This window comes from Pseudomonas sp. SDO52101_S400, from assembly GCF_054071635.1.
Window position 1 is genome coordinate 44,465 of the sequence record NZ_JBSVWF010000029.1, and the last position, 13,624, is coordinate 58,088.

The window sequence follows — 13,624 nt, forward strand, 5'->3', positions numbered from 1 at the left end:
AGCGTTAGGCTTGAACGACCGGAATCTTGGCGTTCGCAGCAGCTTCACGGAACTCGGCAATCTGGTCGAAGGACAGATAGCGGTAAACGTCGGCCGCCATGCTGTCGATCTTGCCAGCGTATTCCATGTACTCCTCGACGGTCGGCAGGCGACCCAGGATCGAGGCAACGGACGCCAGCTCAGCCGAAGCCAGGTAGACGTTCGCGCCGTCGCCCAGACGGTTCGGGAAGTTACGGGTCGACGTCGAAACTACGGTGCTGTTCGGCTCAACGCGTGCCTGGTTACCCATGCACAGCGAGCAGCCTGGCATTTCCATGCGGGCGCCGGCCTTGCCGTAGATGCCGTAGTAGCCTTCTTCGGTCAGTTGGTGAGCGTCCATTTTGGTCGGTGGCGACAGCCACAGACGGGTTGGCAGCTGACCCTTGACCTGATCCAGCAGTTTACCGGCAGCGCGGAAGTGACCGATGTTGGTCATGCACGAACCGATGAACACCTCGTCGATCTTCTCGCCAGCAACGCTGGACAGCAGACGGGCGTCGTCCGGGTCGTTCGGCGCGCACAGTACAGGCTCGCTGATGTCAGCCAGATCGATTTCGATGACTTCGGCGTATTCGGCGTCGGCATCGGCTTCCATCAGTTGCGGGTTGGCGATCCAGGCTTCCATCGCTTGGGCACGACGTTCCAGGGTGCGCGCATCGCCGTAGCCTTCGCCGATCATCCAGCGCAGCAGGGTGATGTTGGACTGCAGGTACTCGGTGATCGACTCTTTCGACAGCTTGATGGTGCAACCGGCAGCCGAACGTTCGGCCGAGGCGTCGGACAGTTCGAACGCCTGTTCCAGGGTCAGACCTTCCAGGCCTTCGATTTCCAGGATGCGGCCGGAGAAGGCGTTTTTCTTGCCTTTCTTCTCGACGGTCAGCAGACCGTTCTGGATGGCGAAGTAAGGAATGGCATGAACCAGGTCACGCAGGGTGATGCCAGGTTTCATTTTGCCTTTGAAGCGCACCAGGATCGATTCCGGCATGTCCAGCGGCATGACGCCGGTGGCTGCGGCGAACGCGACCAGACCGGAACCGGCCGGGAACGAGATGCCCATCGGGAAACGGGTGTGCGAGTCACCACCGGTACCCACGGTGTCCGGCAGCAGCATGCGGTTCAGCCACGAGTGGATGATGCCGTCGCCCGGACGCAGGGAAACACCGCCGCGGGTCATGATGAAGTCAGGCAGGGTGTGGTGGGTGGTCACGTCGATCGGCTTTGGATAAGCCGCGGTGTGGCAGAAGGACTGCATCACCAGATCAGCGGAGAAGCCCAGGCACGCCAGGTCTTTCAGTTCGTCACGGGTCATTGGACCGGTGGTGTCCTGAGAACCGACGGTGGTCATCTTCGGTTCGCAGTAGGTGCCAGGACGAACGCCTTTGCCTTCTGCCAGACCGCAGGCCTTGCCGACCATTTTCTGCGCCAGGGTGAAACCCTTGGTGCTTTCAGCCGGAGCTTCAGGCTTCTTGAACAGATCGAATGCTGGCAGACCCAGTTCGGCGCGAGCCTTCTCGGTCAGGCCACGGCCAATGATCAGCGGAATACGACCACCGGCACGGACTTCGTCCAGCAGCACAGGGGTCTTCATTTCGAAGGTGGTGATGACTTCGTCGGTACCGTGCTTGCAGACTTTGCCAGCGTGCGGGTACAGGTCGATCACGTCGCCCATGTTCATGTTCGATACGTCGAACTCGATTGGCAGTGCGCCGGCATCTTCCATGGTGTTGTAGAAGATCGGAGCGATTTTGCTGCCGAAGCAGAAACCGCCAGCGCGCTTGTTCGGCACGTAAGGGATGTCGTCGCCGAAGAACCACAGAACCGAGTTGGTCGCGGATTTACGCGAGGAACCGGTACCGACCACGTCGCCGACGTAGGCGATAGGGAAGCCCTGGCCGCGCATTTCTTCGATCTGCTTCATCGGGCCGGTCTTGCCTTGCTCGTCCGGAACGATGCCGTCACGGGCCATTTTCAGCATGGCCAGAGCGTGCAGCGGGATGTCTGGACGCGACCAGGCGTCTGGAGCAGGGGACAGGTCGTCGGTGTTGGTTTCGCCGGTCACCTTGAAAACGCGCAGGCTGATCTTGTCGGCCAGCACAGGGCGCTTCTTGAACCACTCGCCGTCAGCCCAGGATTGCAGCACGGCCTTGGCGTGAACGTTGCCGTTCTTGGCTTTTTCAGCCACGTCGTGGAAGGCATCGAACATCAGCAGGGTGTGCTTGAGTTCTTCGGCAGCCACTGGCGCCAGCTCGGCGTTGTCCAGCAGATCTACCAGGGTCACGATGTTGTAGCCGCCCTGCATGGTGCCGAGCAGTTCTACAGCGCGCTTCTTGTCCAGCAGAGGGGAGGAAACTTCGCCCTTGGCCAGTGCGGAGAGGAAACCAGCCTTGACGTAGGCGGCTTCGTCCACTCCTGGTGGAACGCGATTGGTGATCAGGTCAACGAGGAAAGCTTCTTCGCCAGCCGGAGGATTCTTCAGCAGCTCGACCAGGCCTGCAGTTTGTTCGGCGTTAAGCGGCTGGGGAACGATACCCAGTGCTGCGCGCTCTTCGATATGTTTGCGGTAGGCTTCAAGCACAGTTATTACCCTCATCAGTGGTCCCAAATGGCTGTCCGGGACGCTCGTCGCGAAATGCTCGTACTCATGCGCTGCACGGCGTTGTGGGCCGCTTAGCCAGAATTACCGAACATTCCTTACAGAAGCTGCTTTCAAAGTTTTACGCCTGCAGAACGGGGAGCTGATGAGGGTTGGCGTTGGGTTTTTCCCCGCTGGAAAAACCTTTCGCCAACACCGCTCTGAAGGAACGACTGTGCTCGTGACGCTTTGAAAACAGCTTCTAACGGACATTGGCGCCTAAAAGGCTGGCTGATTCTACGGCAAAAAAAATTTAAAGGTAAGTCGCGCTCTATTGGACTTTGGTGGCGTTGTGAGCGGCGGGGCAAACCCTGATCCAGCGCTTGTCCCTGACGTTTGAGGGGTGATGAATGCCGGACAAAGGGCTAACATGCCGACCTGTTCCGCGTTTCAAGTGTTTTGCCCATCCTATGCCCAATCAGACCATCAAGACTCCCTGCGTCGGCCTTTGCTCCACCGTTTACGGTGATCTGGTGTGCCGTGGCTGCAAGCGTTTCCACCACGAAGTGATCCACTGGAACGGTTACAACGAGGAAGAAAAGCGTGCGGTGTGGCTGCGTCTTGAGCAATTGCTGTCACAAGTGATGACCAGCAAGGTCGAGGTCTTCGACTCTGCGCGCCTGCGCCAGCAACTGGAGCAGCGCAAGATCCGCTTCGTGCCGCATCAATCGGAATATTGCTGGGCTTATCAGCTGATCGCCCGGGGTGCGCGGGTGATCATTAATCTGGAAGCCTATGGGATGGTGCTGCTGCCGGAGTTTCGCGACTGGAACCTGCCGGAACTGCGCGATGCCATTGATCGGGAATTCTTCCTGCTGTCGGAAGCGCACTATCAGCGCTACATCGCACCCGGTTTCCTGAAGGATGCCCTCGGCGATTGATCTATTGCTATCGCTGGCAAGCCAGCTCCCACAGTAATGGTGTAATGCTCTCGATGTTGGACACACCTAAGTCCCTGTGGGAGCTGGCTTGCCAGCGATGACGGCCTTACAGGCGCCACATTACTTAATGCTTCACCGCCAACTCGACCAAATGGTCTTCAACCTCCTGCGGCTTGAGCACCAGCACATCGCTCTCCAGCGCATCCAGCACCACTTCGGCGGTATTGCCGATCAACGCCCCTGACAATCCGGTGCGCGCCACGGTGCCAATCACCGTCACGGCGGCCTGCAGCTTGTGCGCCATGAAGGGAATCAGCACATCCGCCGGGCCTTCCTCGACATGCAGATGCTCGTCGTCGACATCGAACTCAGCCTGGAACGCCCGGCACTGCTCGCGATAGCGTGCCTCGATGGTTTCCTTGAGCTGGAAGGTCGGGTCCGCCGCTGAAAGCATCGGCGACGGATGAGCGGTAATCACGTGCAGATGCCCCTTGGCCAGGCTCGCGATGTCATAGCCGTGGTCGATGATGGTGGTGTGCAGGTGGCGGTGTTCGCCATCGGCGTTGCCCACATCGACTGCCGCCAGAATCACCTTGTCCTTCCAGGACGCGGAAGTTTTCACCAGCAGCACCGGGGTAGGGCAGTGGCGCAGCAGTTTCCAGTCCGCCGGGGTCAGCAGGGCCTTTTTCAGCGAACTGTCGGGGAAATGCTGCTTGATCACCAGCCCGCAACCTTCGGCCTGCTGCACGTCGATGATGGTTTCGTGCAGGCTCTCGTTCCACGCCTGCTCGGTCGTGACGCTGTAGCCGTCCGCCAACAGTGCGGCCTTGAGCACGCTGAGCATGCCGGCGTGATCGTGCTTCTTGTCGCAGACCAACAGGTGCAGATGGGCCTGGGTCACCCCGGCGATCAGCTTGGCGCGCTTGAGCGCCAGGCTTTCCGCGTGTTCGGGTTCAATGACCACCAGAATGCTGCGAATGGCTTGCATGAGTGAGTCTCCAGCAATGAAAAGGCACGGCGTTGCACAACTATAGTTGCTGCTCATCCGTCCGCGACTTGATGCATATCAACGCGGGCGGCTGGTGGTCTGCCGACAGGCCGGTATAATCGGCGCCCTTCGCTCGAACACCTTTTGACCGTGAGCCCCATGATCCTTCCCGAAATCCACGAATTCCTTGGCTGCCGCACGCCAGACGCCTGGGTCCAGGCCGCGCTGGCCGATCAGGAAACCCTGCTGATCGACCACAAGAACTGCGAGTTCAAGGCCGCCAGCACCGCGTTGAGCCTGATCGCCAAGTACCATTCCCACGTCGATCTGATCAACATGATGTCGCGTCTGGCCCGGGAAGAGCTGGTGCACCACGAACAGGTCATGCGCATCATGAAACGGCGCAAGATCGAACTGCGCCAGCTCCACGCCGGCCGTTATGCCTCGAGCCTGCGCAAAGTGGTGCGCAGCCACGAACCGGTGAAACTGGTCGACACCCTGGTGGTTGGCGCCTTCATCGAAGCGCGCAGTTGCGAGCGGTTCGAAGCGCTGGTGCCGCATCTGGACGAAGAACTCGGCAAGTTCTACTTCGGCCTGCTGAAAAGCGAAGCCCGGCATTTTCAGGGTTACCTGAAACTGGCCTACCAGTACGGCGACGCCAAGGACATTGCCCTGGTGATCGAGAAAGTCCGCGCCGCCGAGCAGGACCTGATCGAATCGCCGGACGAGGAATTCCGTTTCCACAGCGGCGTGCCCGTCGCGGCATGAATTGTTAAAAACTCTTAAGAGCATGAAACATCAACGAAAACCGGCCCAAGTGGCCGGTTTTTGCTGCCCGCGATAATCGTCTTGCCTGCGAATGCCGCCATAATGTCGCCCACTTCACTGAGGGTTGGCGACGGTTGTTATGGATAACCTGGGTTTTGGCAGAGTCCTGCTGGTGGAAGACGATGAGCGCCTGGCCGCGTTGATCGCGCACTTTCTCGAACAACATGGCTTTGATGTGCGCACGGTGCATCGCGGCGATCTGGCCGTGGCCGCGTTTCTTGAATTCAAGCCCAAAGTCGTGGTGCTCGACCTGATGTTGCCGGGGCAGAGCGGCCTGCACGTGTGCCGGGAAATCCGCAGCGTATCGGACACGCCGATTGTCATCCTGACCGCCAAGGAAGACGACCTCGACCACATTCTGGGTCTGGAGTCCGGGGCCGACGACTACGTGATCAAACCCATAAAACCACCGGTATTGCTGGCGCGTCTGCGGGCGCTGCAGCGCCGGCAGGTGCCGGACAGCGGCGTGGTCAGTTCGCTGGAGTTCGGCAACCTGTTAATCGATCGCAGTTGTCGCGAGGTGCGTCTGGCGGGCGAGTTGATCGAGCTGACCACCATGGAATTCGAACTGCTGTGGCTGCTGGCCAGTGCCGCCGGCAATATCCTGTCGCGCGATGACATCCTCAACCGCATGCGCGGCATCGCTTTCGATGGCCTCAACCGCAGCGTCGACGTGTACATCAGCAAGTTGCGCAACAAACTCAAGGACAATCCCCGCGAACCGGTGTGCATCAAGACCGTGTGGGGCAAGGGCTATCTGTTCAATCCGTTCGCGTGGGAGCTGTAGATGCTGCGGTTATTTCTCGGGCTGTTTCTGGTGATGACAGTCGGGCTGGTGGCGGCGCTGCAAACCGTCGAACACACCTTCAACGCGCTGCTCGACAACCAGATGCAGGCCTACAACCGCGAGGCGGTGCGGGGCCAGGCCTGGTCGCTGATCGAGCACATGCGTGACCAGCAAGGTGCGGCGCGCGAGGCGCAGCTGGAGGCGTTGCGCCCGCACTACGGGTTGACATTGAGCCTGGTCGAGGCCGATCAGCTGGACCTGAATGAACGGGAAAAAGCCGAGCTGGCGCAGAACCTGCTGGTCATCCGACACGATTACACCCAGTTCATCAGCAACATCGATGGCGGCTCGCAGTTGCTCAGCATCAAGCTGCCGCCCGAGCCGAGCCTCATGCCGTTCTACATCGCAGCGGCCTATCTGATGCTGGCGGTGCTGCTGGGTATCGTCCTGTACTTCTGGGTCCGTCCGCATTGGCGCGATCTGGAAAAGCTGCGACTGGCCGCCGAGCGTTTCGGCGACAACGACCTTTCGGCGCGAATCCAGCTTTCCAAGCGCTCGAACATTCGCGATCTGGCCGAACACTTCAACCTGATGGCGGCGCGCATCGAAGGCCTGATCGCCAATCAGCGCGAACTGACCAATGCCGTGTCCCATGAACTGCGCACGCCGATTGCCCGTCTGTCGTTCGAACTCGACCAGCTCAAGCAGCAGCCGGACGCCAGCCAGAACCGCGAACTGATCGCTGACATGTACGCCGACCTTGGCGAGCTGGAAGAAATGGTCTCTGAATTGCTGACTTACGCCAGCCTCGAACGCGGCGCGACCGTGATCAGCCGCGAGAATATTCAGGCCGCCAACTGGCTCGACAGCGTGGTGGGCAGCGTGGCCCTGGAAGCCGAGGCCGCCGGGGTGCAATTGCTGATCGGCGAATGCCGGGTCGACGAGGTACGGATCGAGCCGCGTTTCATGGCGCGGGCAGTGATCAATCTGCTGCGCAATGCCATTCGTTATGCCGAGCAGCGGGTCGAGGTGTCGCTGGTGCGCATCGGCGATCAATACGAAGTGCAGGTCAATGACGACGGGCCGGGTGTGCCGCTGGCAGGTCGGGAGAAAATCTTCGAACCGTTCTCGCGCCTGGACGCCAGCCGCGACCGCCGCACGGGGGGCTTCGGCCTGGGGCTGGCATTGGTGCGGCGAGTGTCGCAATCCCATGGTGGCCAGGTCGAGGTTGGCGATTCACCGTGGGGCGGGGCGTCGTTTCGCATGACCTGGGCGCATCTGGATTGATTGAATTTCCTCCCCCGAAGGGGAAGGCGTCGGATCAACTCAGCACGTAGTCCACCGGTTTCAGCGCCGGCGGCAAAGGCTCGGTGCCCAGCTCCGACAGAATGTCCCGCTCGATGCTGCGCACCAGCGCATCGGTCGGCAGGTCATTTTCATCCCGACCGAACGGGTCCTCCAGCTCATCGGCAATCGCATCCAGACCAAAGAACGTGTAGCTGACAATCGCCGTGAACAGCGGCGTCAGCCAGCCCAGCGGTTCGGCCATGGCGAACGGCAGCAGGATGCAGAACAGGTAAATCGTGCGGTGCAGCAACAGGGTGTAAGGGAAGGGCAGCGGTGTGTTCTTGATCCGCTCGCACACCGCTTGCGCCTGGGTCAGGCTGGTCAAGTGATTGGCCAGCAGCATGTAGCGCCATTCGCTGAGATCGCCGGCCTCATGCAAATCGGAACATTGCTGGCCGACGGTCTGCAGGATCCGCCCGCTGTAGTCCGGCACCTGTGGATCGTGTTGCGGGGTGATCCACTCGGCGCTGGCGGCGGCTTCGTCTTCCCGGCGCAGTCGCGCATTCAGCGCGTGGGCGAAACCAGCGAGGTTGAGCAGCAACAGGCGGCGCTGCGCGGATTCGCGGATGACATGGGTTTCACGGATCACCGAGCGCACATGCACGATCACCTCGCCCCAGGCCTTGCGCGCTTCGTACCAGCGGTCGTAGCAGGCGTTGTTGCGAAAGTTCATGAAGATCGACAGCGACAGGCCGAGCAGGGTGAACGGCGTGGCGTTGACCTTGGTGAAGTTGCTCGGGTGGAGCATTTCCACCAGCACGATCGCCGACGCCAGCAGCGTGACCATCAGCGTGCGCAGGGCGATGCGCTTGGCAATCGACCCCTTGAGGGTAAACAGAACGGCGAACTGATTGATCTTGGGCCGGATGATCATGCTTTTTTGCCTTGAAAACGTGGCGGCTCAGCCGCCGGTCATGTTCATGAAACGCACCACTTGCACGTCGTCGTTCACTTCAAAGTTGTGCCGGTAAGGCTTGAGTTTCATCGCGTCGATGATCGCCTTCTCCAGCCGTTCCGGTTGACCCGGATGAGCACGCAGCACGGCTTTCAAATCCACCGAATGCTCGTTCCCCAGACACAGTAGCAAACGCCCCTCGACCGTCAGCCGCACCCGGTTGCAGGTGCCGCAGAAGTTGTGGCTGTGGGGCGAAATGAACCCCAGCCGAATATGCGGCGCTTCTGCCAGCCGCCAGTAGCGCGACGGGCCCTGGGTCGACTCGGCGGAATCGATCAGGGTGTGGCGTTCGGCGATCTTTTCGCGCACCTGCGTGCTGGAAAAGAACGACTCGGCGCGGCTGTGTTCGCTGATGATGCCCAGCGGCATTTCCTCGATGAAGGAAATATCCAGATCCCGTTCGATGGCGAACTGCACCAGATCGTTGATCTCGTGATCGTTGCGGCCCTGCATCACCACGCAATTGAGTTTAGTGCGGGTAAATCCGGCGGCGCGCGCGGCGTCGATGCCGTCGATCACTTGTGCCAGGTCGCCGGTGCGGGTCATTTGTTTGAAAAGCACAGGGTCAAGGCTATCGAGGCTGACGTTGAGGCGCTTGACCCCGGCGTCGAACAGCGGGCTGGCGAGTTTGCCGAGCTGCGAGCCGTTGGTGGTCAGACACAGTTCACGCAGGCCGGGCAGGGCGGCGATCTGCTTGCACAACCCGACGACGCCGGGACGAATCAGCGGCTCACCGCCGGTCAGGCGAATCTTGCGGGTGCCCAGCGCAACGAAGCTCTGCGCCAGTTGATAGATCTCCTCCAGCGTCAGCACCCGCTGGCGCGGCAGGAACTGCATGTCTTCAGCCATGCAATACACGCAGCGAAAGTCGCAGCGGTCGGTGACCGACATGCGCAGGTAGTCGACGCGGCGGTTGTAACCATCGATCAAGACGCGCTCTGACATGACAGCCTCGCTTGGGTGAAATCCGCTATTGAAGGGATTGGGTCGGCGCAGGTTATGAGCAACTTCGAACAGCGTCCAATCACTATTAATGACCGGCCGATTGATGCTGTCGATGATGAAATAATTATTCGCTGATTTTCTATTCTTAGTTTTGCAAGTGCCCGGATTTAAAGGGGTTTAGTCCGTGATAGATGCTTTCGATAACACAGTCATTAATAGCGATTAGACAAGTTTTTGCAGCGGTTCATATCCTTGGCCCCGTCAAACGAAATGACCGCTTTTGAACTTGAAAGTCAGTCGTCGCTGTTTAAATCCGATCAGGTTTTTTGCCTGTGTGCATCGTCATGGAGAAGTCCCATGTCACAAGTCGACCGTTACAAACCCTACAAGGGCGCCGCTGCGGGTTGGGGCGCTGTGATCAGCCTCACCAAGAACTGGCTGGGCAGTGAAAACGCCCTGAAAAACATCCGCGCCATGCTCAAGACCAACCAGAACGGCGGCTTCGACTGCCCCGGTTGTGCCTGGGGTGAAGCACCCGGCGCGAGCATGCTGAAGTTCTGCGAGAACGGCGCCAAAGCGGTGAACTGGGAAGCCACCGGCCGCCTGGTCGATCCGGCGTTCTTCAACAAGTACACGGTGTCGACGCTGGCCGAGCAAAGCGATTACTGGCTCGAATACCAGGGCCGGATCACCCATCCGATGCGCTACGACGCACGGGTTGATCGCTATGTGGAAACCACCTGGGACGAGGCGTTCGCACTGATCGCCAAGCACCTCAAAGGCCTGAAATCGCCTCACGAGGCCGAGTTCTACACCTCGGGTCGCGCCAGCAACGAAGCGGCGTTTCTCTATCAGTTGTTCGTCCGCGCCTACGGCACCAACAACTTCCCGGACTGCTCGAACATGTGCCACGAAGCCAGTGCGGTGAGCATGGGCGAGACCCTGGGCGTCGGCAAAGGCACCGTGGTCTATGAAGACCTGCACCACGCCGACGCGATTTTCGTGATCGGCCAGAACCCCGGCACCAACCACCCGCGCATGCTCGAACCGTTGCGTGAAGCGGTGAAGCGTGGCGCGCAGGTGGTGTGCATCAACCCGCTCAAGGAGCGTGGGCTGGAGCGTTTCCAGAACCCGCAAAACCCGATCGAGATGCTCAGCAACGGCTGGGAAGCGACCAACACCGCGTACTTCCGTCCAGCCTTGGGTGGCGACATGGCGATGATCCGCGGCATGGTCAAGTTCCTGCTGCAATGGGAGCGTGAGGCCCAGGCCACGGGCGGCGAACCGGTGTTCGATCACGCGTTCATTGCCGAGCACACGTCGGGCTTGGACAGCTATCTGGCCGAAGTCGATGCCACGAGCTGGGAGCACATCGTCGAACAGTCCGGCGTGCCGCTGCATGACATCGAACTGGCAGCGCGGATGTATGCCCGCGCCAAGAGCGTGATCATGTGCTGGGCCATGGGCCTGACCCAGCACGTGCACTCGGTGCCGACCCTGCAGGAAGTCATCAACCTGCAACTGCTGCGCGGTAACGTTGGCCGTCCGGGTGCCGGGCTGTCACCGGTGCGTGGCCACAGCAACGTGCAGGGCGACCGCACGATGGGCATCAACGAACTGGCGCCGAAAGAGCTGATGGACGCCCTGGAAAAGCGCTTCAACTTCAAGGTGCCGCGCATGCACGGCCACAACACGGTCATGGCGATTGGTGCCATGGAGCGTGGCGAAGCCAAGGTGTTCATCGGTCTGGGTGGCAACTTCGCCCAAGCCACGCCGGATACCCCGCGCACCCACGAGGCGATGCGCAAACTCGACCTGACCGTGCACATTTCGACCAAGCTCAACCGCAGCCATCTGGTGACCGGGCGTGACGCATTGATCCTGCCGTGCCTGGGCCGTACCGACATTGACGTGCAGGCCGAAGGTCCGCAAGGCGTGACCGTGGAAGACACCTTCAGCATGGTGCATTTGTCGTTCGGTCAGTTGAAACCGAAGTCGGCTCACCTGAAGTCCGAGCCAGCCATCATCGCCGGCATCGCCGCTGCCACGTTGGGCAAGCACCCGATCGACTGGGAATGGGCGGTGGGCGACTACGGGCGCATCCGCAACCTGATCGCCGACGTGATTCCGGGCTTCGAGAATTTCAACGAGAAGCTGTTGATCCCCGGTGGCTTCCACCTCGGCAACGACGCCTCCGACCGTGTCTGGAACACCGAGTCCGGTAAGGCCCAGTTCACTCCGTGTGTGCTGCCGGAACATCTGATCAGCGAAGGCGTGCGCAACTTGCCGGTCAAACCGCATCTGATCCTGCAAACCATGCGCTCACACGATCAGTACAACACCACGTTGTACGGCCTCGACGACCGTTATCGCGGGGTTTACGGCATGCGTGACGTGGTGTTCGCCAACGAGCAGGACATCCGCCGGCTCGGTTTCGAACCGGGGCAGAAGGTCGATCTGGTGGCGCTGTGGGGTGACGAGCGTGAGCGTCGGGTTAGCGGTTTCACCCTGATCGCCTACGACATACCAGCGGGGCAAGCCGCCGCTTACTACCCGGAGACCAATCCACTGGTGCCGCTGGAAAGCTACGGTGATCGCACTTACACGCCTACCTCCAAGTTCGTGGCGATCCGCCTCGAAGCGGCCGAGGCGAGCAACCTGATCCCGTCGTCGGTGGCCTGACCGACCCACGCGATCCAACCCTTTTGCAATTTGACTGGCTGCAGGCGTTCGCGCCTGGCGGTGGCCCGGCCGTGTGCTGCCGCTTTTCAGCCTTGATGAGGACATCATCATGTTCAACCTGGAGGCACTGGACCTGGCGCGAATTCAATTCGCGTTCACGGTTTCGTTCCACATCATTTTTCCGGCGATCACCATTGGTCTTGCGAGTTTCCTGGCGGTGCTCGAAGGCCTGTGGCTGAAAACCCACAACGACACTTACCGCGATCTCTACCATTTCTGGTCGAAGATCTTCGCCGTCAACTTCGGCATGGGCGTGGTGTCGGGTCTGGTCATGGCGTACCAGTTCGGCACCAACTGGAGCGGGTTTTCCGACTTCGCGGGCAGTGTCACCGGGCCGCTGCTGACCTATGAGGTGCTGACCGCGTTCTTCCTCGAGGCCGGTTTCCTCGGGGTAATGCTGTTCGGCTGGAACCGCGTCGGCCGTGGCTTGCACTTCTTTGCCACGGTGATGGTCGCCATCGGCACGCTGATCTCGACCTTCTGGATTCTCGCCTCCAACAGCTGGATGCAGACCCCGCAGGGTTTCGAAATCGTCGACGGTCGGGTGATGCCGGTCGACTGGCTGGCGATCGTGTTCAACCCGTCGTTCCCCTTCCGCTTGGCGCACATGGCGATCGCCGCGTTCGTTGCCACGGCGTTCTTCGTTGGCGCTTCGGCGGCCTGGCATTTGCTGCGTGGCAACGACACCAAGCCAGTGCGCAAGATGTTTTCCATGGCGCTGTGGATGGCGCTGATCGTGGCGCCGATTCAAGCGGTGGTCGGTGACGCCCATGGCTTGAACACCCTGGAACATCAACCGGCAAAAATCGCCGCCATCGAAGGCCACTGGGAAAACGCCGACAACGGGCCGACCCCGCTGGTGCTGTTCGGCATCCCGGACATGCAGGCGGAGAAGACCAAATACGCCATCGAGATTCCCTACCTCGGCAGCCTGATCCTCACGCACAGCCTCGACAAACAGATTCCGGCGCTCAAGAGCTTCCCGAAAGAAGACCGGCCGAATTCGACCGTGATTTTCTGGAGCTTCCGCGTGATGGCCGGGCTGGGCATGTTGATGATTCTGGTCGGTGTGCTGGGCCTGGCATTGCGGCGCAATGGCAAGGTCTACCGTCATCGTGGCTTCCAGCGTCTGGTGCTGCTGATGGGGCCGAGCGGTCTGATCGCGCTGCTGGCGGGCTGGATCACCACCGAAGTCGGGCGTCAGCCGTGGGTGGTGTATGGCCTAATGCGTACCCATGACGCCGCGTCCCATCACTCGGTGGCGCAGATGAGCACCTCGCTGGCGCTGTTCGTGGTGATTTACTGCTCGGTATTCACCGTGGGCATCGGCTACATGATGAAACTGGTGAGCAAGGGCCCGCAGCCGCACCACGAACATCCACCTGCGGGCGACCACACGCAGGCCCCGCGCCGGCCACTCTCGGCGGCAACCGACAACCTCGAATCCGCGACCCGGATCCACTGAAAAAGGAGCGTTGAG

Annotated in this window: 10 protein-coding genes; 6 read left to right on the plus strand and 4 right to left on the minus strand. The window is 60.5% G+C overall.

The annotated features are described in order from the left end of the window. Positions 1–4: 4 nt before the first annotated feature. On the minus strand, positions 5–2,614 hold the full coding sequence (gene acnB, locus ACW9HX_RS16115; protein ID WP_457381386.1) for a bifunctional aconitate hydratase 2/2-methylisocitrate dehydratase: 2,610 nt from the start codon (positions 2,612–2,614) through the stop codon (positions 5–7). A 467-nt stretch (positions 2,615–3,081) separates the two neighbouring features. On the opposite strand from acnB, the gene ACW9HX_RS16120 reads away from it, so the two are divergent. Continuing rightward, a complete protein-coding gene (locus ACW9HX_RS16120; protein ID WP_457381360.1) occupies positions 3,082–3,552 on the plus strand; it encodes a DUF1289 domain-containing protein in 471 nt (156 codons plus the stop codon). A 124-nt stretch (positions 3,553–3,676) separates the two neighbouring features. On the opposite strand, the gene ACW9HX_RS16125 is transcribed toward ACW9HX_RS16120, so the two are convergent. After that, positions 3,677–4,540, minus strand: a complete 864-nt coding sequence (locus ACW9HX_RS16125) for a universal stress protein (protein WP_457381361.1) — start codon at positions 4,538–4,540, stop codon at positions 3,677–3,679. Between the two features lie 159 nt (positions 4,541–4,699). On the opposite strand from ACW9HX_RS16125, the gene miaE reads away from it, so the two are divergent. The 3 genes from miaE to ACW9HX_RS16140 all read left to right on the plus strand — a co-directional run bounded on the left by miaE (position 4,700) and on the right by ACW9HX_RS16140 (position 7,442). Beyond that, positions 4,700–5,308 (plus strand): tRNA isopentenyl-2-thiomethyl-A-37 hydroxylase MiaE, encoded by a 609-nt coding sequence (gene miaE / locus ACW9HX_RS16130; RefSeq protein WP_457381362.1) that lies wholly within the window; start codon positions 4,700–4,702, stop codon positions 5,306–5,308. Between the two features lie 139 nt (positions 5,309–5,447). Continuing rightward, positions 5,448–6,155, plus strand: coding sequence for a winged helix-turn-helix domain-containing protein (locus ACW9HX_RS16135; RefSeq protein ID WP_457381363.1), 708 nt, complete (start codon positions 5,448–5,450; stop codon positions 6,153–6,155). Next, positions 6,156–7,442, plus strand: coding sequence for an ATP-binding protein (locus ACW9HX_RS16140; protein WP_457381364.1), 1,287 nt, complete (start codon positions 6,156–6,158; stop codon positions 7,440–7,442). It begins immediately after the preceding gene. A 34-nt stretch (positions 7,443–7,476) separates the two neighbouring features. Here ACW9HX_RS16140 and ACW9HX_RS16145 read toward each other — a convergent pair whose 3' ends face one another. Both ACW9HX_RS16145 and moaA read right to left on the minus strand, forming a co-directional pair. Beyond that, the gene (locus ACW9HX_RS16145; protein WP_457381365.1) at positions 7,477–8,376 is read right to left on the minus strand and encodes a bestrophin family protein; all 900 of its coding nucleotides are present in this window, start codon (positions 8,374–8,376) and stop codon (positions 7,477–7,479) included. A gap of 27 nt (positions 8,377–8,403) precedes the next feature. After that, positions 8,404–9,402 carry a GTP 3',8-cyclase MoaA gene (gene moaA / locus ACW9HX_RS16150; protein ID WP_457381366.1) on the minus strand — a complete coding sequence of 333 codons (999 nt, stop codon included), beginning with the start codon at positions 9,400–9,402 and terminating at the stop codon, positions 8,404–8,406. A gap of 357 nt (positions 9,403–9,759) precedes the next feature. Between moaA and ACW9HX_RS16155 the strand changes: the two genes are divergently transcribed. After that, positions 9,760–12,084 carry an FdhF/YdeP family oxidoreductase gene (locus tag ACW9HX_RS16155; protein WP_096820196.1) on the plus strand — a complete coding sequence of 775 codons (2,325 nt, stop codon included), beginning with the start codon at positions 9,760–9,762 and terminating at the stop codon, positions 12,082–12,084. Between the two features lie 109 nt (positions 12,085–12,193). Beyond that, on the plus strand, positions 12,194–13,609 hold the full coding sequence (locus ACW9HX_RS16160; protein ID WP_457381367.1) for a cytochrome ubiquinol oxidase subunit I: 1,416 nt from the start codon (positions 12,194–12,196) through the stop codon (positions 13,607–13,609). Positions 13,610–13,624 lie beyond the last annotated feature (15 nt).

What these genes read in the sequence shown, in the direction of transcription:
- miaE (WP_457381362.1), top strand. Translation starts at nt 4,700, where the DNA reads ATGATCCTTCCCGAAATCCACGAATTCCTTGGCTGCCGCACGCCAGAC.
- ACW9HX_RS16125 (WP_457381361.1), bottom strand. Translation starts at nt 4,540, where the DNA reads ATGCAAGCCATTCGCAGCATTCTGGTGGTCATTGAACCCGAACACGCG.
- ACW9HX_RS16155 (WP_096820196.1), top strand. Translation starts at nt 9,760, where the DNA reads ATGTCACAAGTCGACCGTTACAAACCCTACAAGGGCGCCGCTGCGGGT.
- ACW9HX_RS16135 (WP_457381363.1), top strand. Translation starts at nt 5,448, where the DNA reads ATGGATAACCTGGGTTTTGGCAGAGTCCTGCTGGTGGAAGACGATGAG.
- ACW9HX_RS16140 (WP_457381364.1), top strand. Translation starts at nt 6,156, where the DNA reads ATGCTGCGGTTATTTCTCGGGCTGTTTCTGGTGATGACAGTCGGGCTG.
- ACW9HX_RS16145 (WP_457381365.1), bottom strand. Translation starts at nt 8,376, where the DNA reads ATGATCATCCGGCCCAAGATCAATCAGTTCGCCGTTCTGTTTACCCTC.
- moaA (WP_457381366.1), bottom strand. Translation starts at nt 9,402, where the DNA reads ATGTCAGAGCGCGTCTTGATCGATGGTTACAACCGCCGCGTCGACTAC.
- ACW9HX_RS16120 (WP_457381360.1), top strand. Translation starts at nt 3,082, where the DNA reads ATGCCCAATCAGACCATCAAGACTCCCTGCGTCGGCCTTTGCTCCACC.
- ACW9HX_RS16160 (WP_457381367.1), top strand. Translation starts at nt 12,194, where the DNA reads ATGTTCAACCTGGAGGCACTGGACCTGGCGCGAATTCAATTCGCGTTC.